This window comes from Paenibacillus sp. P2(2022) (genome assembly GCF_029522175.1).
Lineage (GTDB): Bacteria > Bacillota > Bacilli > Paenibacillales > Paenibacillaceae > Paenibacillus > Paenibacillus polymyxa.
On sequence record NZ_JAKWFI010000002.1, the window covers coordinates 716,554 to 740,490 of the forward strand.

Here is a 23,937-nt window from a genome sequence, read left to right on the forward strand (position 1 = left end):
TGTTTTTGTCAAATCCTTAGTTAGTAAATGCGCAAAATTCAATTTTAAACATAGGTGGAGGGAAACATGGCGTTTATCCGCATCGCGGATACCTACTCCTTCCCCACTTCCTGAAATGTGTTGAATTTATAGCTCGTACTAACGAACTATACTCACCACATTTCAGGAAGTCTATCATATTCATGTGAGTAATTGAGAGGAGGAAGAGCCTATGGCGGATTCACTCGTCATCGTGGAATCGCCTTCCAAGGCGAAGACGATCGGCAAATACTTAGGCAGCAAATATATCGTCAAGGCTTCCATGGGTCATATCAGGGATTTACCTAAGAGCCAGATCGGCGTAGAGGTCGAAAATGATTTTAATCCCAAATATATTACCATTCGAGGTAAAGGCTCCATTCTAAAAGAGTTAAAGGATGCCCGAAAAAAAGTAAAAAAAGTATATCTGGCGGCTGACCCGGATCGCGAAGGTGAGGCTATTGCTTGGCATCTGGCGCATGCGCTGGAACTGGACGATACGGCGGATTGTCGTGTGGTGTTTAATGAAATTACGAAGCAGGCCGTCAAAGATGCTTTTAAAACCCCACGCAAGATCAATATGGATTTGGTCAATGCGCAGCAGGCACGACGGATATTGGATCGACTTGTCGGCTACAAAATTAGTCCATTGCTCTGGAAAAAGGTAAAAAAGGGTCTGTCAGCTGGGCGTGTACAGTCGGTTGCAGTGAAAATTATTTTGGACCGGGAAAACGAGATCAATGAGTTTGTACCGGAAGAATACTGGACGATAACAGCTAAACTAGCTATTAAGGACAGCACTTTTGAAGCGAAATTCCATAAGCTACGCGGCGAAAAGAAAGAGCTCTCTAGCGAAGCGGATGTACAAGAAGTGTTAGAAGCTATCGGAAAATCGTCTTACAAGGTGCGCGATGTGAAAGAGAAGGAGCGTTTACGCAATCCGTCTCCTCCATTCACAACAAGTTCCTTGCAGCAAGAGGCGGCTCGAAAGCTCAACTTCCGGGCATCTAAAACCATGTCTGTAGCGCAGCAGCTGTATGAAGGTGTGGATTTAGGTAAAGAAGGGACTGTGGGTCTGATTACGTATATGCGTACGGATTCCACACGGATCGCTACTTCGGCTCAAGAGGAAGCGAAAGAGGTCATTATTCAAAAATATGGCGAAGATTTTGTGCCTGAAAGTCCTCGTCAGTATTCAAAAAAATCGGCTAATGCTCAGGATGCGCATGAAGCGATTCGTCCAACCTCCGCCTTGCGTGATCCGGAAACCGTTAAGCCTTTTATGAGTAGAGACCAGTTCCGATTGTACAAACTGATATGGGAACGTTTTATGGCGAGTCAGATGGCTTCCGCTATTATGGATACTTTGTCCGTTGATATTGAAGCAGGCGAGACGATATTCCGGGCAGCCGGTTCGAAGGTTCGCTTTCCAGGCTTCATGAAAGTGTATGTGGAGGGGAATGACGACGGTAAAACCGAAGAAGATAAGCTGTTGCCGCCACTTCAGCCGGGCGATAAACTGAAAAAGGAATCGGTTGAACCAAAGCAGCATTTTACACAACCGCCTCCTCGCTATACGGAAGCACGACTGGTGAAGACACTGGAGGAATTGGGTATAGGACGCCCGAGCACGTATGCACCGACCCTGGAAACCATTCAGAAGCGCGGTTACGTCGCTATTGAGGAAAAGAAATTCTTCCCAACCGAGCTGGGAGAGTTGGTCATTGAGCAGATGGAAGAATTTTTTCCAGAGATTCTGAATGTAGAATTTACTGCGAATATGGAAGGTGATCTTGACCACGTCGAAGAGGGCGAAGGTGATTGGGTCAAGGTGTTGAGTGACTTTTACGAGTCATTCGAAAAGCGTCTGGAAGTGGCTGAAGAAGAAATGAAAGAAATTGAGATCAAGGATGAAGTATCCGACGTTATCTGTGACAAGTGTGGCAGTCAAATGGTATATAAGCTAGGCCGCTTTGGTAAATTTCTGGCCTGCTCTGCCTTCCCGGATTGCCGTAACACCAAGCCAATTGTCAAGGATATCGGGATGAATTGTCCTACATGCGGTGAGGGACATGTCGTCGAACGACGAAGTAAAAAAGGACGTGTCTTTTACGGATGTGACCGCTACCCAGAATGTGATTTTGTATCCTGGGATAAACCGTCCATTAAGCCTTGTCCAAGTTGCAGTGGCCTAATGGTCGAAAAACGTACTAAACAGGGGACGAAGCTCAACTGCACCGTCTGCGATCACAGCGAAATGCTGGAAGAGAGCGATGAGAGTGTAGAGACTTCTTAAGAACAAAGATAGCAGGGGGATTTAAAAGTGAGTGAACTACAAAAGGTAACGGTCATCGGAGCAGGTTTGGCGGGCAGCGAAGCTGCCTGGCAAATTGCAAGCCGTGGAGTGCCAGTTAAATTATATGAAATGAGACCGGTTGTAAAAACACCCGCACATCATACAGATAAATTTGCCGAACTTGTATGTAGTAATTCCTTGCGCGCGAACGGTCTGACGAATGCAGTAGGCGTATTGAAGGAAGAAATGAGAATACTAAACTCTTTGGTTCTGAGTGCGGCAGATCTCCATGCTGTTCCAGCTGGTGGGGCATTGGCAGTGGATCGTGATGGATTTTCCGGTCATATTACAGATACGCTTCATCAACATCCTTTGATCGAGGTCGTTAATGAAGAACTTCAGGAACTCCCAGAGGACGGTATTGTGGTCGTTGCCACGGGACCATTAACTTCTCCAGCTTTGTCAGAACAGATCAAAACGCTGATGGGAGAGGAGTATTTTTATTTCTACGATGCGGCAGCTCCGATTGTAGAGAAGGACTCCATCGATATGAGCAAGGTCTATCTGGCTTCCCGTTATGATAAAGGAGAAGCAGCTTACTTAAATTGTCCGATGAACGAAGCGGAATTTGATGCTTTCTATGAGGCTTTAATTACTGCTGAGGTGGCACAAGTCAAGGAGTTCGAAAAAGAAATCTACTTCGAAGGCTGTATGCCTATCGAAGTGATGATGCAGCGCGGGAAACAAACGGCATTGTTCGGACCGATGAAACCTGTAGGTCTTGTAAATCCACATACAGGGGAACTACCCTATGCAGTTGTTCAGCTTCGACAAGACAACGCTGCAGGTACGCTATATAATCTGGTTGGTTTCCAGACTCACCTCAAATGGGGGGAGCAAAAGCGTGTGTTTTCAATGATTCCGGGACTCGAAGAGGCAGAGTTTGTACGTTACGGTGTGATGCATCGCAATACCTTTATTAATTCTCCACAACAGCTTCACCCAACTTATCAGTTCAAGGGAAGAAGTAATCTGTTCTTTGCCGGACAAATGACAGGTGTAGAGGGTTATGTGGAGTCGGCGGCCTCAGGTTTGCTGGCTGGTATAAATGCAGCACGAGCAGCACGTGGACAGGAAATGTTCGTATTTCCTGCGGAAACGACACTAGGCAGTATGGCACGATATATTACAACTGCTGACTTCAAACATTTCCAACCGATGAATGCAAACTTTGGTCTTCTTCCAAAGCTGGAGACACGCATTCGTAACAAAAAGGAAAAGAATGAAGCTCTCGCAAATCGCGCGTTGGAAAGTTTGCGCGGTTATATCAACCAAACGGGAGTTATGTCAACAGAAGTACAGGCATAAGGATGAAGGAAAAGGAGGAGCGCGTTATGGATATGTCCTTTCATGCTACCACCATCTGTGCTGTACGCCATAATGGCAAAGGAGCTATTGCGGGTGATGGGCAGGTAACGTTCGGCAACAGTGTTGTGATGAAGCAGACGGCTAAAAAAGTACGTAGATTGTATCGTGGTCAGGTCGTTGCGGGATTTGCGGGTTCGGTGGCCGATGCTATCACATTGTTTGAAAAGTTTGAAAATAAGCTGGAGGAACATCACGGCAATCTTCAAAGGGCTGCTGTAGAACTGGCTAAGGACTGGCGGCAGGATCGTGTATTACGCAAGCTGGAAGCGTTAATGATTGTGATGGACTCGTCCGGGATGCTGCTCATCTCTGGAGGCGGAGAAATTATTGAACCTGACGATGATGTGTTGGCCATTGGCTCAGGTGGTAATTTTGCATTGGCAGCTGCCCGTGCTTTCAAACGTCATGGCTCTGGTATGGAAGCAAAGGACATGGCACGGGAAGCGTTAGAGGTTGCTTCGGAAATATGCGTGTATACGAACAGTCAGATTATCGTGGAAGAATTGTAAATCGGCTCTGAGTATTCAAGGGTGGAGGAATGCAAAATGAATAATCAATCGTTGACGCCCAGACAAGTGGTATCCGAGCTGGATAAGTATATTGTCGGACAAAAGGAAGCTAAAAAATCTGTTGCTGTTGCCTTGCGCAACCGTTATCGGCGTAGTAAACTGCCGGATGATATTCGGGATGAAATTGTGCCCAAAAATATTTTGATGATCGGACCGACAGGTGTGGGTAAAACTGAAATTGCACGTAGACTTGCGCGGCTAGTGGGGGCTCCTTTTGTCAAGGTAGAGGCGACCAAATTTACGGAAGTGGGTTACGTCGGTCGTGATGTGGAATCCATGGTGCGGGATCTGATGGAAACATCTATCCGTATCGTCAAGTCGGAACGAACAGAGAATGTGAAAGACAAAGCAGAGGACATGGCAAATGAACGGATTGTCAATATCCTTGTACCTGCAGAAAAGTCAAATAAATCACAACGAAACCCTTTTGAAATGCTGTTTGGCAATAACACAGGGACTTCGGTAGAAGAAGAACCGCCACAACAGGACGGAACCTTAGCAGAGAAGCGACGTAAGGTTAAATTTGATCTGTTGTCCGGTAAGCTTGAGGATGATGTCATAGAGATTGATGTGGAGGATACCGCACCCAATATGCTCGATATGTTTGCTGGGCAAGGGAATGAACAAATGGGTATGAATATGCAGGAGATGTTCGGGAGTTTCCTGCCTAAGCGGACGAAGAAGCGCAAGCTACCAATCAAGGAAGCCCGCAAGGTACTGATTCAAGATGAAGCAGCCAAGCTGATCGATATGGATGATGTGATTCAGGAGTCTGTGAAGCGTGCTGAGCAATCGGGTATTATTTTTATTGATGAAATAGATAAGATTGCCAGCCAAGGCAAGGGAAGTGGCCCAGATGTGTCGAGAGAAGGAGTCCAGCGCGATATTTTACCTATTGTCGAGGGCTCTACCATTATGACCAAATACGGCCCGGTAAGAACAGATTACATTCTGTTTATTGCTGCAGGGGCTTTTCATGTGGCTAAACCATCAGACCTGATCCCAGAGCTTCAAGGTCGTTTCCCCATCCGGGTGGAGCTAAGTAGCCTGACCTTGGATGAGTTTGTGTCGATATTGACGGAGCCTAAAAATGCGCTGACCAAGCAATACACTGAACTGCTCCGCACCGAGGAAATAGAAGTCGAATTTTCTACGGAAGCGATCCGTGAGATCGCTAGTATTGCCGAGTCCGTTAATCGCAACACCGAAAATATCGGCGCACGGCGTTTGCATACCATCCTAGAGAAGCTGCTGGAGGATCTGTCATTTGAAGCACCAGAGCTTACATTGGATCGTATGATTATCACCCCGGAATATGTCCGTGAGAAGCTGGGAGATATTGCCCAAAACAGGGACCTTAGTCAGTATATTTTGTGAACTGAGTGTCTAAAAATAGGGTGTGTGGTCCAGAATAACACTATCTTGCACCGTCGTTTAGTCCTAGACACAGGTTAAGTTGATGATTTTTCTGTCTATTCCAAAAGTAGGACGTATAATCTTTTACAGGTGTAAAGTGCTAAGAAAACATTCATTTTCTTGAAAAAAACCTGAAAAATTTAACATTTTATGCATCTAAAGCCCTCTTTTTTAAAAAAGATAGGGCTTTTTTCTTATTGTAATTAGGTCCCAACTCTACGAAACTTAGAATATATGACAGAAAGTTAAGATTTTCTACTTAAGACCTAAAAGAAATGTATAATTATGAAATTTTATTGTCGAAAAAAAGTGAAAAATCTTGTTTTATTGAATCTTACTTTGGAGTAGACGCTGGAGGGAGGAGCTAAATGAATCTGCTGGGTGATATAAGCTTTCAAAAGCTTCAGGCAGGTGTACAGGCGGCCAATACGAGACAACGTGTGATGGCCGATAATATTTCCAATGCGGATACCCCGTATTTTAAGCGTTCGGAGGTTTCATTTGAAGAACTGCTTCAGCAGCAAATGGACGGTGATGTCACGCCATTGCGTGGAAAAGTAACCAATTCAAGACATTTCCAAATAGGACCTGTGAACTCCATTCCTGATGCCACGGTCATCAAAGATGGGTACTCAGTCATGAATAACAACATGAACAACGTAGATATAGACAGAGAAATGAGTCTTATGGCTGAAAATCAACTAAGATATAATACCTACATCCAAGAAATTAATGAGCGCATCAAAATGATGAGAACAGCGGTAGAAGGGAGATAGGACGAGGTGAAGATTAACAACGGCTTTGATATTAGTGCATCTGCTCTTACGGCCCAGCGGTTGCGGATGGACGTTATATCGAGCAACATTGCCAACGCAGAGACGACTCGGGCGAAGGTAGAGAATGGACAAGCAATTCCATATCGGAGAAAAACGGTTGTTTTGGAGCCGAACCAATCTGGCTTTGCCGATGTTTTGAAGGCTCAAATGGAAGGAAGTAGTACAAGCGCCGCTGGCGTTAAGGTTTCGCAAATTCAGGAAGATCAGTCACCTTTGAAGCCAGTGTACAATCCGGGTCATCCGGACGCTGATAAAGATGGCTATGTATATATGCCTAATGTAGACATAATGAAAGAAATGGTCGACATGATTTCCGCAACACGCTCATACGAAGCCAATGTAACAGCTCTGAATGCTTCAAAGGCGATGGTTTCCAAAGCGCTTGAAATCGGCCGCTAAGTTCCAGGACTACTAACTACTTAATAGGGAGAGTAAAACATGATTCAGAACGCCATGTTTAACGTACAGACACCGGTAATACAGCAGATTCAATCGCCTAACAATGAGTTGACGAAAGCGACGCCTTCCGAATCCTTGAAGGATTTTGGGTCCTTCCTAAAGGATGCTCTCAATGAAGTAGGGCAGCAGGAAGCCGCTACACACCAGATGTCCGACCAATTCATGGCAGGCAAAGTTGATGTAGATCAAGTCATGATCACTTCACAACAAGCGCTGCTTTCCCTGCAGCTTACTACACAGGTCCGAAACAAAGCGATCGAAGCCTATCAGGAGATCATGCGTACACAGATGTAAAGTGAGGGTTTAGCAAAGTTTCGGATGGGGTGACGGAGTGAACGAGAGAATCGCCCAATACCGGGATAGGATTTTCGGGTATTGGAATAATTTCAGCAAAAAACAGAAGATATTACTTGTTTCGACATTAGCATTCATCATTATCGCCATTGTAGTGCTAACGATGCAGTTTACCAAAACCGAATATGAAGTGGCCTTCCGGGATTTAAATGCAAATGATGCCGCTGGGGTCATTAAATATCTCGATTCTGCGGGTATACCGTATCAGCTTAATGCTGGTGGGACACAAATTTCAGTCCCAACCGCTAGTGCAGATAAGGCGAAGGTAGATGTTGGGTCCCAAGGGCTGATACAAAAGGGGTCAATCGGCATGAGCGCCTTTGACCAGTCCTCCTCGGCCATTGGCATGACGGAGAACGAGTTCAATGTGAAGTACAATAACGCATTGAACGGCGAAGTACAGCAACTGTTGGAACGGATGGACGGTGTCCAAAGCTCCAAAGCTGTCATTAATATGCCAAAGGAAAACATCTTTGCCGGACTTGAAGAAAAGGACAAAGCCTCTGCTTCGGTTCAAATGGAATTCGAACCTGGTTTTACTCCCAATCAACAAGCGATCGACGGATATTTTAACCTGGTAAAAACGGCTGTACCGAATTTGCCAGTAGAAAACATTACGATCACCAATAAGGAGTATGAGTTAATTCCAACGGCCAAGGGCGGCCAAGGCGGACTCACGAGTGGTGTTCAGGAAAACATGGCTCTACAGAAGAAGTTTGAGAGCGATGTAAGGAATAATGTCCAACAATTTTTGTCGAAAATTGTTGGAGACGACAAGGTAAACGTGCTGGTTATGTCCCAGCTAAATTTCGACAAAGTAACATCAAAGGAACAAATGGTCACACCTGTTGACCAAACGAAAATGAAGGGTATTGAAATCAGTGCCCAACAAATTCAGGAAAGTTATACGGGCAGTAGTGGACAGACTGGAGGAGTTGCAGGGACAGGAACGCAGGATGTCCCGGGTTACCCTGGAGGAGCCAATTCCGGCAATACCAGTTCGGATAAGAGCTCAAGTACGATTAACTACGAAGTTAACCGAATTGCAAGGGATATTATCCAAAGTCCGTACACTGTAAAAGATTTAACCATTAATGTAGCAGTTGAACCACCAACAGGTCAGCAAACGTTGGATACTGCAACTCAGACAGCAATTCAAAACATTTTGGTTAATATTGTAAGAGCGTCGCTAGCGAATTCCGGTACTACTTTTACAGACGCTGATTTGGCTAAAAAGGTTTCAGTGTTCTCGCAAGCTGCTCCGGCGCCTACGAGTACCAATACATTCTTCTCAGCTTCCAACCCGTGGATGTGGGGCATCGGAGCTGCAGTTCTGGCACTGTTGGCGGGTGTAATCTTCTTCATCGTACGCAGTCGTCGTAATCAGGAAGAAGAGTTGGATGAAGAATTGCAACTCATGCCAACGCCGACGGAATTCCCGTCCATTACGATGGAAAGTGTGACAAATGAAAGTCAAGTGCGTAAACAGCTTGAAAGTCTGGCGAAAAAGAAACCCGACGAATTCGTCAATCTGCTTCGTACATGGCTGGCTGACGAATAGAGGTGAGTTCATTGGCAAAGGCAAGCAGTCAAGGTTTAACGGGAAGACAGAAAGCAGCTATTCTTTTGATCACAATGGGGCCAGAAGTATCTGCTCAAATATTCAAGCATTTGCGTGATGAAGAGATCGAGCAACTTACATTGGAAATTGCCAATGTACGGAAGGTCGATGCCATTGAAAAGGACTCCATTATGGCCGAGTTTCATCAAATTTGCCTGGCTCAGGAGTACATTTCCCAAGGCGGTATTAATTACGCCAAAGAAATATTGGAAAAAGCGCTCGGATCACAAAAAGCTGTTGAGGTCATTAACCGTTTGACAGCGACATTACAGGTGAGACCTTTCGATTTTGCTCGTAAGGCGGATCCGAACCAGATATTGAATTTTATACAAAATGAGAATCCGCAAACCATTGCTCTCGTGCTTTCATACTTGCAGTTCGAGCAAGCGGCGGCAATTCTATCGTCCCTGCCACAGGAAAAGCAGGCAGAAGTGGCCCGGCGTGTTGCTGTCATGGACAGTACATCTCCAGAAGTCATCTCTCAAGTGGAGAGAGTATTGGAGCAAAAGCTCTCGGCAACTGCGACGCAGGATTACACGAATGCAGGCGGTATCGAGTCTATCGTTCAGATTTTGAATGGCGTAGACCGCGGAACCGAGCGTACAATTCTCGACTCGCTTGAAATTCAAGACCCTGAACTGGCTGAGGAAATCAAGAAAAGAATGTTTGTTTTCGAGGATATCGTCAATGTGGACAACCGGTCCATTCAACGCATTATCCGCGATATCGACAATGCAGACTTGCAATTGGCGCTTAAAGTGTCCAGTGAAGAAGTACGCGATGTGATTTTCCGAAATATGTCGAAACGTATGGCAGAAACCTTCAAAGAGGAAATGGAGTACATGGGACCGGTGCGGCTGCGTGATGTGGAAGAAGCACAAACACGTATCGTATCAACGATCCGCAGATTGGAAGAGGCCGGTGAGATTATAATCGCACGCGGCGGAGGAGATGACATCATTGTCTAACTTGATTAAATCTTTCCAATATGTGCCTGTAGAGGCTTTGAAAACGATTGATGTGGCACATACGTACGTGTCAGAAACGACGGATGAAGAAATCACAACCGAATATACGGAGCCGGAGCCTCAGCGAGATTATGAGGCAGAACGGCTCCGAGATGAAATGCTGAATGATGCTAAGGACTTTGCCGAACGTCAGGTGCGCGAGGCGGCTGAAGAAGCGGAACGAATGCTTCAGGAAGCACAGCAGCAGATTGAAGATTGGTGGCAGGAACGACGCGAACATGACGATCAGTTGATTCAGTCGATAAAAGCAGATGGATTTCAACAAGGGTATGAAGAAGGCCAGAAGCTGGCCGAGGCTGAGCTTCAGACGAAATCGGAGCAGATGATGGAAGAAGCACAAGATATTCTGCGTCAGGCCTATGAGATTAAGGAACAACTGATTCAGGAAGCCGAGCCTTTTCTGGTTGAACTGAGTAGTGCGATTGCCGAGAAGGTGATTGAAAAACAGCTTAGTCTTGAACCGGAATATACGATTGAGTTAATTCGCAAAAATTTGGCTCGTAAGCGAGAAAAAGGAATCATTACATTGTGTGTGTCGCCTCAGCATTTCGCATTTGTGCAAGGTGCACGGGAAGAATTGTCATTAACTGTCGATTCGCAGGCAGAACTGCAAATTATACCTGATGGTACCGTAAAGGATCGCGGTTGCGTCATTCGTTCTTCCTTTGGAAGTGTGGACGCCCGGATCGATACACAATTAGCTGAGATTAAAAAGGAACTACTGCGTCTGGCACATGAAAATGAGGAGCGAAGACATGAAGGGGCTTAATGCGCAGCGCTACATGGATCATTTGCGACAGCTGGACCCAGTTCGGGTGAATGGCAAGGTTACACAGGTTATCGGCTTGATGGTTGAATCGGAAGGTCCAGACGCTAGTATCGGGGATGTTTGTTATATTTATCCGGGCAAAGCGGCAAAGCCATTGCAGGCAGAGGTTGTTGGCTTCAGAGACAATAAAGTGCTTCTGATGCCACTTGGAGAACTACAATCCATTGGTCCTGGTTGTGATGTCGTAGGCACAGGGAAGCCGCTGAATGTGCAGGTGGGATCGGAACTCTTAGGCAAAGTGCTGGATGGTTTGGGCCAGCCTTTGGACGGATCACTGATTCCCTCGCGGATGGCGAGATATTCAACTTTCAATATACCGTCTAATCCGCTGAATCGTCCGCGTGTACAGGAACCCATTAGTATCGGAGTACGTGCAATTGACGGGTTGCTTACGATTGGTAAAGGACAACGGGTTGGTATTTTTGCGGGTTCGGGTGTAGGTAAGAGTACTTTGATGGGGATGATTGCCCGTAATACGGAAGCAGATGTGAACGTAATTGCCCTGATCGGAGAACGTGGACGCGAGGTGCTGGACTTTATTGAACGGGATTTGGGCCCAGAGGGACTAGAACGCTCTGTAGTCATTGTGGCAACTTCCGACCAACCTGCGTTGATCCGCATTAAGGGTGCACTTATTGCAACGACGATAGCGGAGTATTTTCGGGATCGCGGGTTGAATGTCATGCTAATGATGGATTCAGTTACCCGGTATGCGATGGCTCAGCGTGAAGTCGGTCTAGCAGTAGGGGAACCACCAGCAATGAGAGGATACACTCCATCTGTGTTCGCTAGTCTGCCTAAGCTGCTGGAACGCGCAGGGACAGGACCTACTGGCTCTATAACCGCCTTTTATACGGTGTTGGTTGATGGTGACGACATGAACGAGCCCATCGCAGATGCGGTGCGTGGGATATTGGATGGACACATTGTCTTGAATCGCGGGATTGCGAACAAAGGACATTTTCCTGCAATTGATGTGTTAGCAAGTATTAGCCGGGTCATGAAGGACATTGCACCACGAGATCAGATAGATGCTGCCGAAAACATTAAGCGCTTGATGGCCATTTACAAAGATTCAGAGGACCTGATTAACATTGGGGCTTATCAACAGGGTTCGAATGCAGAAATTGACGAATCTATGGAGCGCATACGGGATATATGGGATTTTACAAGACAAAGAACGGATGAAAAGGCTGAGCTGGACGAAGTACGAGAACGTTTGATTTCTGAATTTACGAGGAGATGAAGGTTGAACGATGAGATTTCAGTATTCCTTTCAAAAAGTTGTAGACTTGAAAACGAACGAAAAGTCACAGGCCGAATGGCTGCTTTCCAGTGCTGTTGGACAATTGCAGGTTGAGGAGCAGACATTAACACAGCTTATAGGCGAAAGGAATCGGGTCATATCCGCTATTCAAAAGGCTGCCGAAGATTGCGCGCCACTCTCTAGCATTCAGGAATTACAAGCTTATGTCAATCATCTGGATCAATGTATTACACGCAAGCATAGGGATGTTCAATATGCGCAGCAAAATGTGCAAAGCAAACAAACCGTTTTGACCGATAAAATGCTGGATGAACAAGTTTGGCTGAAAGCGAGAGAGAAGGCCAACGTGAAATTCCAACAGGAAATGCTCCTGCGCGAGCAGAATGAGCTGGATGAAATGGCTTCCGTGCGATTTGCCATGAAAGCCCGGTAAGCGGAACGTCATAGGATACGCATATCAGCTGCCTGAGGAGGAAGACGATGGCACAGAAGTTAGCAGAAAATGAACTGGATATGGATTTAGGGAAAGAATCAGGCGGGGGATTTGAACGGTTTATGTTTTTCCTGATTCCGATTGTTTTCACAATTGTTCTGGTCGGGGTCTTGCTCACACTGTTCAATATGGACTTCAGAAGCGAAATGATCTCATTAGGGAACAAAATACCAATTGTTAAAAATTGGATTCCTGAACCGAAGGATAAAGCAACCCAGACAAAAGAGGCAGATCAGAAGGCACAGTCTGAAAGCTCTGAAGCAACCATTCAGCAGTTAAAAGCGGATTTAGCCAAGCAGACGGAAGAACTCAAAAAGGCTACGGCTGCTAAGACGACACAAGATAAAAAGGTTACTGAACTTCAGAATCAGGTCAATACACTGAAAAGGCAACAGGAACAACAGTCGCAGACGGGTCAACAGGGACAGGTCGGGCAGCAGGGACAAGCAGGTACGCAAACTACAGACGGAACAACAAATGAAGATCCTTATGTAAAACAGACCAGAGAACTTGCCAGCATGTATGAAGGAATGACGGCAAGTAAAGCTGCACCGATTATGGAGAATCTGACTACGGAAGAGACCGTGCAGCTGTTAAGTTATATGGACCCTGCCAACAGTGCGAAGATTTTGCAAAAGATGGACGCTAAAAAAGCAGCGGATATTACAATGGCTCTGAAAAACGTAACGCCATCTACGGATTTATCGGTAGCGGCGTTGCAGTCCCGTTTGAAAAAGGATCAGGGTAGTACAGCTGGAACGACGAGTAAAAGTCTGCAAAGTACTCAAATCAGCAGCACATTTGCTTCCATGGACAAGAAAAGTGGTGCCGAACTTATTTTACAAACTTACAAAATCAGTCCAGATAAGGCATTAAACATATTAAATACAGTAGATGATTCGACACGTGCTTCTTTACTGCAAAATATGTCTGCGAAGGATGCAGGTCAGACCGCGAAAATTTTGAATAAGCTGATGGGCAGTAAGTAATTTAAATTGAAGGGAGGTGAAAAATATATGACCCTTATTTCTCAAAGTGTATCTCTTAGCTCTAGCCCAACAGCTAGCAGTACGACAGCGTCAGCAACAAGTACAACCACGGCTGCTGGAGCAACCACGGGTGCCTTTAATCAAACACTAACGCAAATGATGACAGGCGGGCAAACAGGCTCGGCTGGAACAGATGCGAATGGTTCTCCATTAGTTATGGTACTACCGCTTATTGCAAACGGAGAATCTGCGGAAGCTCCAACCGAGCCGCTTGTTGAAACATTGGCTCCTTTGCTGCAAAATCTCGAAAAGTTGGATGATCAGGTAGTTGCCGATCCTGCGCTGCTTGCAGCTTTACAATCATGGATTCAGCAAGTACAACAGTTTTTGCAAGGCAATGGAACAAATCAAAAGGCAGACGGCGGGGAAACGGCAGAGGCTACAGGCTTAACAGCGTTGGCAGCTAATCCGGCAACTCTTCGGTTTGCATTACAGGACGCTTTGTCACAACTTGCCAATGTAGCAGAGCAGGCTTCGGGCGACCAAAAGGCTAAGGTGACACAGTTACTACAATCGCTTCAAAGCGCAACAGCTGGGACTGGAGCTATTTCCGATGAACAGTGGAATGGAGTATTGAAAGCTGTGGAACTTGCTGATAGTGGAGATTCACAAGTGGTTCAGCCTTCTGCACAACGGGCAAACGGTGCTCAGACATTAACTGCAGCATCTACAAACAAACAGGTTACTCCTCAGCAGCAAGCAAGTCAGGGTGAAACTAGCCAGCAAGGCTCAGAAGGACAACGTTCATCAACGAATCTTCTCGTTCAGTCCGCAGTTAAAACGACTGTAACGGATGAAGCGGGTACATTCGTAGATGCAGCTGAGCAAGCGGATCCGTCGGCAACTGATAATCAGACTCCGGTGATCACGACTGCGGGGCAGCTTTCGGTACAAACGCAGGGAACAACACCTTCGGCTCCGGCTCAACCAGTCGTACATGTACGACAATTTGCCAAGGAGATGACTGAGTTTGTAGTGCAGAAACTTGATATTGTAAAGCACACTGGTTTGACAGAAGCGACCATCATGCTTCGTCCAGATCATCTGGGCCAGCTGGAGGTTAAGCTGACGATGCAAAACGGCCATCTGGTTGCCCAGTTTATGACTGAGCATAGCGGGGCGAAGGATCTGCTGGAACAGCAAATGTCTCAGTTGCGTACGAGTCTTCAGAGTCAAGGTATTCAAGTGGATAAAGTAGAAGTAACGCACAATGAGTCGCTATCCTCCCATATGTATCAGGATGGACGCGGTTCTGGAGCTAATCAGCAGCAGCAATCTAACCAACGTTCTAAAGCTCGAGGTAGAGAAGAGAGCGAGGATGCTTTGAAAGTAGCTGAAATGACAGAAGAGCTTCGTAACTGGACAGCAGAACAACGCGCAGATGACATGAATCGGACAGGCTCCTTTACAGCACAAGCGTAATGATGGAGGTGAGAACACAATGACGACTACAGACAACAATGTATCCACCAGTAACGTCTGGCCGAATTACAATGTGAATAATGTCAAAACAGCAAGCGCCAAGGATACTAAGACGATGGGTAAAGATCAATTTTTAAAGATATTGATCACTCAGCTACAAAATCAGGATCCAATGCAGCCTTTGGAGGATAAAGAATTTGTCGCCCAAATGGCACAGTTTTCCTCGGTGGAACAACTGATGAACATATCTACGCAGTTGACTGCATTGGGCCAGTCTTTGGGTACAGCTTCTGGTTTGATAGGAAAAGAAGTTAGCTGGATTGAGCCAGGTAAAAAGGATTCCATTACAGGTGAAGCAGGCGCAGGTACAGTGAAAAGTGGAATCGTAGATTCCATCGTTATTCGCGACGGTGTGCAGTATGCCAAAATGGGAGCGGCTGAGGTGGCATTAAAAGACGTAACATCAGTAAGCCAGGCTAACACAACGGCTCCTGTTACTGATACGTCAGATACTACATCTTCTTCCTCTACTGGAAGCGGTGAGAACTCATGAATGACAGGATAACGGTCGGACGCCTTTTTCCTACCAACGTTCCTCCGGCAGCGATTTCTCAAAACCGAGTAAATTCGGTAATTAAGGACACCAAGCCGTTTGGTCAGGTGTTGCAGGAACAGGTGCTCAAGCTCAGCAACCATGCAGCCAAGCGGCTGGAGCAGCGAGGAATAGAGTTGAGAAGTGACCAAATGGCGAAAATTAACTCTGCTGTGGATAAGGCTGCTGCCAAGGGCGCTAAAGAATCTTTGATTTTAATGCAAGATATGGCTTTGATTGTTAGTGTGCCTAATCGAACAGTTGTTACTGCGATGGACAAGCAGTCCATGGAGGATAACGTATTTACGCAGATAGATAGTGCTGTAATTATTTCATAAAAAGTGGCTGGCCCGAATAGGAAAGCCATGAAAAAGCCGCGGATCGACTGATGCGGCCAACTAAGCAACCAATCAGAGGAGGATTTATACTCAATGTTGAGATCAATGTATTCAGGTGTATCGGGCATGAAGGGCTTTCAAACAAAGCTGGACGTTATCGGTAACAACATTGCAAACGTAAATACTACAGGCTTCAAGTCCAGCCGAGTGATGTTCAAGGATATTTTGAGCCAAACCAGCTCGGGCGCAAGTGCACCTGATGCTACGACAACTGCAGGTCAAAATGCCAAGCAGGTAGGTTTGGGGGTTTCGGTTAGCTCAATTGATACACTGCATCTTCCAGGTAGTGCGATGACCACGAATAACCCAACGGATTTGCGGATTAATGGTGACGGATTTTTCCTGGTCAAAATGAATGATGCACAGGAAGTTCCCTATCTGACTCGTGCGGGTGATTTCCACATAGATGCAAACCGGAATCTGGTTACTTCCGATGGATTTTTTGTGGGAAATTTGGATGGAGATCCAATCACACTTGAAGACAATGTTACGGCAGTCTCTATCTCACAGGATGGCACGATTGTACAGCAATTAGATGATGGTACAGTGAATAATGGCACGCAAATTGGTATAGCCAGAGTTACTAACCCGGAAGGTTTGGAGAAAATTGGAGGCAGCCTGTATCGTACAACGGTCAACTCTAACATTGATGAACTTGAGCCTGGAGCAGCCAACTCAGAGGGGCGTGGAGCTATCATCGCGGGTCAGCTGGAAATGTCCAACGTTGATCTGACAGGCGAATTTACCGAAATGATCGTGGCTCAGCGTGGATTCCAAGCGAACTCACGTATCATTACGACTTCGGATGAAGTGCTTCAGGAAGTTGTAAACTTGAAACGATAATCTCATTTAAACGCGGAGGAGTAGAGGCTCCTCCGCACCTATCAGGAGGTTGGTGTTACGATGATCCCGTTAACGCGGCTAAACGGCTCGCCTATGTGGCTTAATGCGCTGCTCATTGAGACTGTGGAGGAAACACCGGATACATACGTCACTTTGGTGACGGGGAAACGGTTGATTGTATTGGAAAAAGCGGCAGATGTCGTCTCCTTGATCAAGAGTTACAGCCGTGAAATCGGCATGCATGCCGCCACGATAAAAGTGCAACAAATGGAGGAAGACGAATGAAGAAGATGCTGCCATGGCTCATTACAATTTTACTCGCGATTACTTTGATTGCAGGCGCGGCCTTTGTACTTATACCAGCGCTTAGCGGGAAGAAGTCGGAAGTCATACCGAATGCGCAAGCCGCTCAAGCAGAACAACTTCCAAGATTGTCAGCAGATGAATTGGTGGAAGTAAGCTCTGAAATTACCGGTATCAAAACGAATTTGGCAGACGCAGATTACATTGTGCAGATGAATCTTGCTTTTCAATTGAATGATGCCAAAGCAAAAGAAGCTTTTGAAAAAATTAAGGACATCAGTATTAAGCCCATCGTTATTCAATTACTTGCAGACACCAAACCTGATGAGCTCAGAACGGCTAAAGGCCGGGATCAGTTCAGTGACAAGCTGACGGATCTCATCAACAAGTCGCTCCCTGAAGGTCACCTGGGGAACGCCAAAATTACAGACTTTTTGCTGGCAGCCATTTGATTCCAGGTGATCTTGTCAGGAACACGTAAGGGGGTGAATAACATTGGTGGATGTACTGTCACAAGGGGAAATTGATGCCCTTTTAGCAGCTCTCTCGTCCGGTGAAATGGATGCGGAAGAACTCAAAAAGGAAGAAACCCAAAAGAAAGTTCGCGCTTATGATTTCAAGAGAGCGCTTAGGTTTTCCAAGGACCATATACGAAGTCTGACGCGGATACACGAGAACTTTGCCCGGTATCTGACCACTTATTTTTCAGCACAGCTTCGTACTTTTGTCCAAATTAATGTCGTTCAGGTGGAGCAGCTTCCATATGATGAATTCATTCGCTCCATTCCGAAAATGACCATTCTAAACATTTTTGAAGCTGAACCACTGGAAGGCCGAATGGTGCTTGAGGTTCACCCGAACGTAGCTTATGCCATGCTGGACAGGCTTCTCGGAGGAACAGGTTCGGCACCAACTAAGGTTACCGCATTGACCGAAATCGAGACGACGATCATGGAGCGAATTTTCAGCCGTACCTTTGATAGCCTGCAAGAGGCTTGGAAAACGGTACTGGACATTGAACCACGTCTAGAGGCTATGGAAACAAATCCGCAGTTCATGCAGATTGTTTCGCCGAATGAGACGATTGCTCTGATTTCGCTTAGCACCAAAATTGGTGATACCACAGGGATGATTAACCTCTGTATCCCGCACGTGGTATTGGAACCTATTATGGCCAGACTGTCCACGCACCAGTGGTTTACATCCGAAAAGAAATCAAGGGCGCCTGAAGAGATAGACGCCTTGAGATTACGGGTCACCAAAGCAGAGCTTCCTATTATTGCGGAGTTGGGTGAATCCCGGATAAATGTAGCTGAGTTTTTGGGCCTTTCGGTAGGGGATGTCATTTCATTGAACAAGCCAGTCAAAGAAGGACTATCCATCCGGGTAGGCGAGAGATTGAAGTTTATGGGAAGTCCCGGCATGGTAAGAGATCGTGTTGCCGTACAAATTGATGAAATTGTCAACGAAGGAGTTGAAGAAATTGACGAGTAAAGACTATTTGTCCCAGGAGGAAATTGATGCCTTGCTGAAACAGTCTGAAGCGGGGACGGATTCTACTCCCGCAGGCAAGACCGTTGACGATTTTCTGACTTCCCTGGAGCAAGATGCTCTCGGGGAAATCGGTAATATAACGTTCGGCAGCGCAGCTACGGCTCTTTCCACACTGCTCGGTCAAAAGGTGGATATTACGACACCTAAAGTTTCAATTATTACACGTTCTGAATTTGAAACTGCATTTCCAAAGCCGCACGTAGCCGTACATGTAAATTATGTCGATGGATTTGAAGGCATTAACTCGCTCGTAATTAAAAAGCGTGATGCGCAGGTTATAGCAGATTTAATGCTTGGTGGTGGAGGAAATCCGGCAGATGAAGAATTGAATGAAATTCACATCAGTGCCGTGCAGGAAGCGATGAACCAGATGATGGGATCGTCTGCGACCTCTATGTCTACCATGTTTAATCGTTTTGTTAATATATCTCCACCAGGGATTGATATTTTGGATCCTCTGCACGGTGATGGAGTATCCAGCCTGCCAGATGAAGAGACGTTGATTACAGTATCCTTCCGGTTATTGATTGGAGATCTGATTGACTCTACGCTGATGCAACTGTTACCTGTTAATTTCGCCAAAAAGATGGTGAGCATCTTAATGAATGGCGGAGAGGATGACGAGCAACCGCAAGCGTCCGCACAGCAGGCAGCTGCAACAGCTGCTCCCGAAGCGCCGACACAAGCTAGTACTCCGCAGCCGCCGTCACCAGCCTACCAACAGCCGCCTGCAGCCGCACAGGTGCCGCAAGATGTAGGCTATGGGCAACAACCGCCGATGTATCCTCAAGACCCGGGATATGGGCAGCAGGGCGCTCCAGGGTATGGAACGCCGGGTTATGGAATGCCAGCAGGTGTACCGCCGCAAGTGCCTTATGGAACGCCTCATCATTACGGGGCCGTACCGCCAGGGCGCAATGTAAATGTGCAGCCTGTACAATTTTCTAACTTGCAGTCCGGTGGATTTCCGCAAGTGGATGAAAACAATTTAAATTTATTGATGGACATTCCCCTTAGAGTCACCGTAGAATTAGGAAGGACCCAAAAGCAAATTAAAGATATTCTGGAGCTCTCACAAGGTTCAATTATTGAACTGGACAAGCTTGCCGGGGAGCCGGTGGACATTATGGTTAACAACAAACTGATTGCCAAGGGCGAGGTTGTCGTAATCGACGAGAACTTTGGCGTGCGTGTAACGGATATTGTAAGCCAATGGGACCGAATTCAAAAATTACAATAAAAGCATAATTTAGGGAGGATTTATTTCAGATGGCAAACCGTATTTTGATCGTGGACGATGCTGCATTTATGAGAATGATGATTCGGGACATCCTGTCCAAAAATGGATTTGAAGTAGTAGGAGAGGCCCAGGATGGATCACAGGCCATTGAAAAATTCAAGGAGCTTCGTCCGGACCTGATTACGATGGATATCACGATGCCTGAGATGGACGGCATTGCCGCTCTGAAGGAAATCAAACAAATTGACCCGAATGCAAAGGTTATCATGTGTTCCGCGATGGGTCAGCAAGCTATGGTAATTGATGCCATTCAAGCTGGCGCAAAAGATTTTATCGTTAAGCCATTCCAATCGGATCGGGTTATCGAAGCCATCAACAAAACACTGGGTGTGTAAGGCGCATCCAGTATGGATACACAACAGGGTGCCTCTGACGCTTTGAGTACATCCAGCAATATAGGAAACATTGCTTGGGTCCTTTTCGTGCTAATCTTTATCATCGTACTGATCGTGTACTTGATACGGTTTTTGAGTAAAAGAAATCAGAGCTGGTTCAGCAACCGCTCCGTTCGCATACTGGGAGGCGTGGGGCTTGGCCCCAATAAATCCCTTCAGCTTGTTGAAGTTGGTAGCAGTGTGTACCTCATTGGTGTGGGAGAAGATATCCGGCTTGTTGACAAAGTATCCGATCCTGAAGAAGTGGAGCAAATTTTGGCCGCACTGGAGCAGGAAGCTTCTCTGCAGCGCGGCCCAATTGCCCCGCTATTCGCTAAAATTGCGGATAAGCTTCGCCGGAACAACGCGGCACAGCAGCAGCAACCTGAAGAGGAGACGTCTTTTCATGAGATGTTTGAATCCAAGCTCCGGCAGATGCCGAATCGCAAGGATAAACTTGAAAAGCTGCGCAATGAGGAGAATACTACAGATCGGTCGGGAGATTCATGAGAAAAAAGATTATACTAGCATGTTTGCTGCTTGTCTTATTCAGCTTCATTTCGGTGACGGCGGCCTCTGCGGAACCGATTCCGAACATTGATATTCAAGTCGGCAATTCGGACAAAGGACAGCCCGGTGCCACCTCGCTGTCTATTATTTTACTTATTACTGTCATTAGTGTAGCGCCCGCGTTGCTTGTACTTATGACAAGTTTTACGCGTATCGTGATTGTACTTGGCTTTGTGCGAACTTCATTGGGAACTCAGCAGATGCCGCCCAATCAGGTGCTTGTCGGACTGGCCTTGTTTCTCACCTTATTTATTATGGCACCGACCTTCTCCGCTATGAACGAAACTGCGCTTCAGCCGTATCTCAAGGGGGATATAACACAGTCTCAGGCACTGGATAAGGCATCGGTACCCATTAAGACCTTTATGTTCTCTCATACACGTGAGAAGGATCTACTGCTCTTTATGAAATACACCAAGATGGAAAAACCAAAGAATTATCAAGATATTCCACTAACGGTGATGGTTCCGGCTTATGCAATCAGTGAGTTGAAAACGGCATTTCAGATGGGCTTTATGATTTTCATACCCTTTTTAGTTATAGACATTGTAGTGTCCAGTACACTCATGGCTATGGGGATGATGATGCTACCACCAGTAATGATCTCGCTTCCTTTTAAAATACTGCTCTTCGTACTTGTAGATGGTTGGTATTTGGTCGTCAAATCATTACTTCTGAGTTTTAATACATGAATACTTTCTGCAAGGACAGCAATCAAGGAGGACGGCAATGACTTCGGAGTTTATTATTTCCCTGGCTGGGCAAGCGGTGTACATTGTACTCAAGGTGAGTGCTCCGATGCTGATTTTGGGGCTAGTCGTGGGTTTGATCATTAGTATTTTTCAAGCGACAACTCAAATTCAGGAGCAGACACTGGCCTTTGTTCCGAAGATTGTCGCCGTATTGCTGGCATTGCTTTTGTTCGGGCCCTGGATATTGACCACATTAGTGGACTTTACGTATAACATTCTGGACAATCTGTACAAATATATAGGTTAGGCTGAAAGTGATGAACATATTGTTGCAGAGTTTTCCTGTTTTTTTGCTGATTTTTTGTCGGATTACCTCGTTTTTTGTAGTAGCGCCTATTTTTTCAACCCGAGGGGTACCTAATATCTTTAAGGTCGGAATTTCAGGATTTCTAGCTTTGGTCGTGTATCTTACATATGGTACGCATCAACAGGTGCCGACCGATGTAGCATATGTGCTGTTAGTAGGGCGTGAGGTGCTGATCGGGTTGTTGCTGGGGTTTACTGCATATTTGTTCATGACAGCGATCCAAACCGCAGGTTCATTTATAGACCTACAGGTGGGATTCGGAATGGCCAGTGTATTTGATCCCATGACAGGGGCTTCAACGCCTCTTACGGGTAATTTCAAGTTCGCCATAGCTGTATTGTTCTTTTTGAGCATAAACGGGCACCATCATCTGCTAAACGCTATTTTATACAGTTATGATTGGGTACCGCTGACAAATGATTTTTTTATAAAGCTGTATGGTGGCAGTGTAACTGAATTCCTGGTACGTTCCTTTGCGGAATCGTTTATGCTGGCCTTTCAAATTGCTGCTCCCATTGTAGTAGCTACCTTTTTAACGGATGTGGGACTCGGTTTTTTAGCTAAAACAGCACCGCAATTTAATATTTTTGTCATTGGCGTGCCGCTAAAAATAATTGTGGGATTGTTCATGTTACTGCTTCTTATGCCAGGTTTTGCTTTTATATTCGAAAGATTGTTTTCTGTGATGTTCGAATCCATGCGCAACTTGTTGGATGTTATGGGTAATCGTCCTTAATGTCTGGTCTGGAGGAACGTAGTTTGTCATTTAAATATGCTATGAACCTGCAGTTGTTCTCAGGGGAAAAAACGGAAAAAGCTACACCCAAAAAGAAACAGGATGCAAGACAAAAAGGGCAGGTTGCCAAGAGCATGGAGTTGCCCGCTGCTGGTGTCCTGCTAGTTACGTTTTTTTGCCTCATGATTTTCGGCGGGTATTTTAAGGATCATGCGGTCCGCTTGTTTCGGGATATTTTTGTGAATCGGCTGTCTATGGAAGTAACACCGAATACAACGCTACTGATGATGGGTGAGTATGGTGTGCAAATCTTGATTATGCTGGCTCCTATTTTTGTGGGTGCCATTGTCATCGGGATCGCAGCGAATTACATGCAGATCGGTTTTTTATTAACCGGAGAGGGCATTACACCCAAGTTTAGCAAGATTGACCCGATTAAAGGATTCAAAAATATTTTTTCCATGAGGTCATTAGTTGAATTCCTGAAATCTGTTTTAAAAATGACCGTAATTGGTTATCTGGTGTACAGCGTACTTTGGAAAACAAAGGCTGACCTACCCAAACTGGCTGAGATGTCCGGCGACCAGATGTTGAGTTTTACGGCTTCATTAACAATGGAACTGGGACTCAAAATTGGTGTGGTGCTGTTCATTTTAGCAATATTGGATTATATGTATCAACGTTATGAGCATGAGAAAAATCTGAAAATGTCCAAACAGGATATCAAAGATGAGTACAAGAAAATGGAGGGTGACCCGCTGATCAAAGGGAAAATTCGCGAGCGGCAGCGCCGTATGGCTATGCAGCGCATGATGCAGGAGGTTCCTAATGCAGATGTCATCATCACCAACCCTACGCACTTTGCTGTGGCTTTGAAATATGACGGTTCGGAGATGGAGGCGCCGCAGATTATTGCGAAAGGACAAGATTATGTCGCGCTCCGAATTAAGGAAATTGCCAAGCAAAACGGCGTTATAACGATGGAAAACAAGCCGCTGGCGCGGGCGCTGTTTCAAAGAGCCGAAATCGGGGATGCGATACCAGCTGATCTTTTTCAGGCCGTTGCTGAAGTGCTGGCGTATGTATATAAATTAAAAGGTAAAGTGAAATAAAGGGATCGGAG

The 23,937-nt window shown here is 45.9% G+C and carries 27 protein-coding genes; all 27 read left to right on the plus strand.

The genetic code is table 11. The features are described from left to right. Window positions 1-211 precede the first annotated feature (211 nt). Window positions 212-2,314, plus strand: a complete 2,103-nt coding sequence (gene topA, locus MMB75_RS10630; protein ID WP_016820944.1) for a type I DNA topoisomerase — start codon at window positions 212-214, stop codon at window positions 2,312-2,314. Window positions 2,315-2,341: 27 nt separating this feature from the next. Beyond that, on the plus strand, window positions 2,342-3,682 hold the full coding sequence (gene trmFO / locus MMB75_RS10635) for an FADH(2)-oxidizing methylenetetrahydrofolate--tRNA-(uracil(54)-C(5))-methyltransferase TrmFO (protein ID WP_016820945.1): 1,341 nt from the start codon (window positions 2,342-2,344) through the stop codon (window positions 3,680-3,682). A 26-nt stretch (window positions 3,683-3,708) separates the two neighbouring features. Further along, window positions 3,709-4,251, plus strand: coding sequence for an ATP-dependent protease subunit HslV (gene hslV, locus MMB75_RS10640; RefSeq protein ID WP_013370669.1), 543 nt, complete (start codon window positions 3,709-3,711; stop codon window positions 4,249-4,251). A gap of 36 nt (window positions 4,252-4,287) precedes the next feature. After that, window positions 4,288-5,688: an ATP-dependent protease ATPase subunit HslU gene (gene hslU / locus MMB75_RS10645; RefSeq protein ID WP_016820946.1), complete on the plus strand. Its 1,401-nt coding sequence runs from the start codon at window positions 4,288-4,290 to the stop codon at window positions 5,686-5,688. Between the two features lie 407 nt (window positions 5,689-6,095). Beyond that, window positions 6,096-6,503 (plus strand): flagellar basal body rod protein FlgB, encoded by a 408-nt coding sequence (gene flgB / locus MMB75_RS10650; protein WP_016820947.1) that lies wholly within the window; start codon window positions 6,096-6,098, stop codon window positions 6,501-6,503. Window positions 6,504-6,509: 6 nt separating this feature from the next. Then, on the plus strand, window positions 6,510-6,962 hold the full coding sequence (gene flgC, locus MMB75_RS10655) for a flagellar basal body rod protein FlgC (protein ID WP_013370672.1): 453 nt from the start codon (window positions 6,510-6,512) through the stop codon (window positions 6,960-6,962). A 39-nt stretch (window positions 6,963-7,001) separates the two neighbouring features. Then, window positions 7,002-7,316 (plus strand): flagellar hook-basal body complex protein FliE, encoded by a 315-nt coding sequence (gene fliE / locus MMB75_RS10660; protein ID WP_007430020.1) that lies wholly within the window; start codon window positions 7,002-7,004, stop codon window positions 7,314-7,316. Between the two features lie 37 nt (window positions 7,317-7,353). Further along, a complete protein-coding gene (fliF, locus tag MMB75_RS10665) occupies window positions 7,354-8,937 on the plus strand; it encodes a flagellar basal-body MS-ring/collar protein FliF (protein WP_277507640.1) in 1,584 nt (527 codons plus the stop codon). Between the two features lie 11 nt (window positions 8,938-8,948). Next, window positions 8,949-9,965, plus strand: a complete 1,017-nt coding sequence (fliG, locus tag MMB75_RS10670) for a flagellar motor switch protein FliG (RefSeq protein ID WP_045243858.1) — start codon at window positions 8,949-8,951, stop codon at window positions 9,963-9,965. Further along, on the plus strand, window positions 9,958-10,794 hold the full coding sequence (locus MMB75_RS10675; protein WP_019686987.1) for a FliH/SctL family protein: 837 nt from the start codon (window positions 9,958-9,960) through the stop codon (window positions 10,792-10,794). Before fliG ends, MMB75_RS10675 begins: the two co-directional genes overlap by 8 nt. Then, a complete protein-coding gene (fliI, locus tag MMB75_RS10680; protein ID WP_016820950.1) occupies window positions 10,781-12,100 on the plus strand; it encodes a flagellar protein export ATPase FliI in 1,320 nt (439 codons plus the stop codon). The genes MMB75_RS10675 and fliI overlap by 14 nt, the downstream gene beginning before the upstream one ends. Before the next feature lie 10 nt (window positions 12,101-12,110). Then, entirely contained in the window at window positions 12,111-12,554 is a 444-nt protein-coding gene (fliJ, locus tag MMB75_RS10685; protein WP_013370677.1) for a flagellar export protein FliJ, read from the plus strand. 47 nt (window positions 12,555-12,601) lie between these two features. Further along, entirely contained in the window at window positions 12,602-13,603 is a 1,002-nt protein-coding gene (locus tag MMB75_RS10690) for a magnesium transporter MgtE N-terminal domain-containing protein (protein ID WP_045243857.1), read from the plus strand. A gap of 27 nt (window positions 13,604-13,630) precedes the next feature. Further along, window positions 13,631-15,085, plus strand: a complete 1,455-nt coding sequence (locus MMB75_RS10695) for a flagellar hook-length control protein FliK (RefSeq protein WP_045243856.1) — start codon at window positions 13,631-13,633, stop codon at window positions 15,083-15,085. A gap of 19 nt (window positions 15,086-15,104) precedes the next feature. Further along, window positions 15,105-15,638, plus strand: coding sequence for a flagellar hook capping FlgD N-terminal domain-containing protein (locus tag MMB75_RS10700; protein WP_017427927.1), 534 nt, complete (start codon window positions 15,105-15,107; stop codon window positions 15,636-15,638). Next, entirely contained in the window at window positions 15,635-16,015 is a 381-nt protein-coding gene (locus tag MMB75_RS10705) for a TIGR02530 family flagellar biosynthesis protein (protein ID WP_019686990.1), read from the plus strand. The genes MMB75_RS10700 and MMB75_RS10705 overlap by 4 nt, the downstream gene beginning before the upstream one ends. Window positions 16,016-16,108: 93 nt before the next feature. After that, window positions 16,109-16,918: a flagellar basal-body rod protein FlgF gene (flgF, locus tag MMB75_RS10710; RefSeq protein ID WP_016820955.1), complete on the plus strand. Its 810-nt coding sequence runs from the start codon at window positions 16,109-16,111 to the stop codon at window positions 16,916-16,918. Window positions 16,919-16,978: 60 nt separating this feature from the next. Next, a complete protein-coding gene (locus tag MMB75_RS10715) occupies window positions 16,979-17,203 on the plus strand; it encodes a flagellar FlbD family protein (protein ID WP_013370683.1) in 225 nt (74 codons plus the stop codon). Further along, window positions 17,200-17,673 carry a flagellar basal body-associated FliL family protein gene (locus tag MMB75_RS10720; protein WP_013370684.1) on the plus strand — a complete coding sequence of 158 codons (474 nt, stop codon included), beginning with the start codon at window positions 17,200-17,202 and terminating at the stop codon, window positions 17,671-17,673. The genes MMB75_RS10715 and MMB75_RS10720 overlap by 4 nt, the downstream gene beginning before the upstream one ends. Before the next feature lie 43 nt (window positions 17,674-17,716). Beyond that, on the plus strand, window positions 17,717-18,715 hold the full coding sequence (gene fliM / locus MMB75_RS10725) for a flagellar motor switch protein FliM (protein WP_016820956.1): 999 nt from the start codon (window positions 17,717-17,719) through the stop codon (window positions 18,713-18,715). Beyond that, window positions 18,705-20,015: a flagellar motor switch phosphatase FliY gene (fliY, locus tag MMB75_RS10730; protein WP_045243855.1), complete on the plus strand. Its 1,311-nt coding sequence runs from the start codon at window positions 18,705-18,707 to the stop codon at window positions 20,013-20,015. Before fliM ends, fliY begins: the two co-directional genes overlap by 11 nt. A gap of 29 nt (window positions 20,016-20,044) precedes the next feature. Then, window positions 20,045-20,410, plus strand: a complete 366-nt coding sequence (locus MMB75_RS10735) for a response regulator (RefSeq protein ID WP_013370687.1) — start codon at window positions 20,045-20,047, stop codon at window positions 20,408-20,410. A gap of 12 nt (window positions 20,411-20,422) precedes the next feature. Next, window positions 20,423-20,959, plus strand: a complete 537-nt coding sequence (locus MMB75_RS10740) for a flagellar biosynthetic protein FliO (RefSeq protein WP_013370688.1) — start codon at window positions 20,423-20,425, stop codon at window positions 20,957-20,959. Next, window positions 20,956-21,711 carry a flagellar type III secretion system pore protein FliP gene (gene fliP / locus MMB75_RS10745; RefSeq protein WP_013309901.1) on the plus strand — a complete coding sequence of 252 codons (756 nt, stop codon included), beginning with the start codon at window positions 20,956-20,958 and terminating at the stop codon, window positions 21,709-21,711. Before MMB75_RS10740 ends, fliP begins: the two co-directional genes overlap by 4 nt. Before the next feature lie 37 nt (window positions 21,712-21,748). After that, entirely contained in the window at window positions 21,749-22,018 is a 270-nt protein-coding gene (gene fliQ, locus MMB75_RS10750) for a flagellar biosynthesis protein FliQ (protein ID WP_007430038.1), read from the plus strand. Between the two features lie 10 nt (window positions 22,019-22,028). Further along, entirely contained in the window at window positions 22,029-22,814 is a 786-nt protein-coding gene (gene fliR / locus MMB75_RS10755; RefSeq protein ID WP_029514992.1) for a flagellar biosynthetic protein FliR, read from the plus strand. Next, a complete protein-coding gene (gene flhB, locus MMB75_RS10760) occupies window positions 22,814-23,926 on the plus strand; it encodes a flagellar biosynthesis protein FlhB (RefSeq protein ID WP_019686992.1) in 1,113 nt (370 codons plus the stop codon). The genes fliR and flhB overlap by 1 nt, the downstream gene beginning before the upstream one ends. Window positions 23,927-23,937 lie beyond the last annotated feature (11 nt).

What these genes read in the sequence shown, in the direction of transcription:
- topA (WP_016820944.1), top strand. Translation starts at nt 212, where the DNA reads ATGGCGGATTCACTCGTCATCGTGGAATCGCCTTCCAAGGCGAAGACG.
- hslV (WP_013370669.1), top strand. Translation starts at nt 3,709, where the DNA reads ATGGATATGTCCTTTCATGCTACCACCATCTGTGCTGTACGCCATAAT.
- hslU (WP_016820946.1), top strand. Translation starts at nt 4,288, where the DNA reads ATGAATAATCAATCGTTGACGCCCAGACAAGTGGTATCCGAGCTGGAT.
- flgB (WP_016820947.1), top strand. Translation starts at nt 6,096, where the DNA reads ATGAATCTGCTGGGTGATATAAGCTTTCAAAAGCTTCAGGCAGGTGTA.
- fliE (WP_007430020.1), top strand. Translation starts at nt 7,002, where the DNA reads ATGATTCAGAACGCCATGTTTAACGTACAGACACCGGTAATACAGCAG.
- fliI (WP_016820950.1), top strand. Translation starts at nt 10,781, where the DNA reads ATGAAGGGGCTTAATGCGCAGCGCTACATGGATCATTTGCGACAGCTG.
- fliJ (WP_013370677.1), top strand. Translation starts at nt 12,111, where the DNA reads ATGAGATTTCAGTATTCCTTTCAAAAAGTTGTAGACTTGAAAACGAAC.
- MMB75_RS10690 (WP_045243857.1), top strand. Translation starts at nt 12,602, where the DNA reads ATGGCACAGAAGTTAGCAGAAAATGAACTGGATATGGATTTAGGGAAA.
- MMB75_RS10695 (WP_045243856.1), top strand. Translation starts at nt 13,631, where the DNA reads ATGACCCTTATTTCTCAAAGTGTATCTCTTAGCTCTAGCCCAACAGCT.
- MMB75_RS10700 (WP_017427927.1), top strand. Translation starts at nt 15,105, where the DNA reads ATGACGACTACAGACAACAATGTATCCACCAGTAACGTCTGGCCGAAT.
- MMB75_RS10705 (WP_019686990.1), top strand. Translation starts at nt 15,635, where the DNA reads ATGAATGACAGGATAACGGTCGGACGCCTTTTTCCTACCAACGTTCCT.
- flgF (WP_016820955.1), top strand. Translation starts at nt 16,109, where the DNA reads ATGTTGAGATCAATGTATTCAGGTGTATCGGGCATGAAGGGCTTTCAA.
- MMB75_RS10715 (WP_013370683.1), top strand. Translation starts at nt 16,979, where the DNA reads ATGATCCCGTTAACGCGGCTAAACGGCTCGCCTATGTGGCTTAATGCG.
- MMB75_RS10720 (WP_013370684.1), top strand. Translation starts at nt 17,200, where the DNA reads ATGAAGAAGATGCTGCCATGGCTCATTACAATTTTACTCGCGATTACT.
- MMB75_RS10735 (WP_013370687.1), top strand. Translation starts at nt 20,045, where the DNA reads ATGGCAAACCGTATTTTGATCGTGGACGATGCTGCATTTATGAGAATG.
- MMB75_RS10740 (WP_013370688.1), top strand. Translation starts at nt 20,423, where the DNA reads ATGGATACACAACAGGGTGCCTCTGACGCTTTGAGTACATCCAGCAAT.
- fliP (WP_013309901.1), top strand. Translation starts at nt 20,956, where the DNA reads ATGAGAAAAAAGATTATACTAGCATGTTTGCTGCTTGTCTTATTCAGC.
- fliQ (WP_007430038.1), top strand. Translation starts at nt 21,749, where the DNA reads ATGACTTCGGAGTTTATTATTTCCCTGGCTGGGCAAGCGGTGTACATT.
- fliR (WP_029514992.1), top strand. Translation starts at nt 22,029, where the DNA reads ATGAACATATTGTTGCAGAGTTTTCCTGTTTTTTTGCTGATTTTTTGT.
- flhB (WP_019686992.1), top strand. Translation starts at nt 22,814, where the DNA reads ATGTCTGGTCTGGAGGAACGTAGTTTGTCATTTAAATATGCTATGAAC.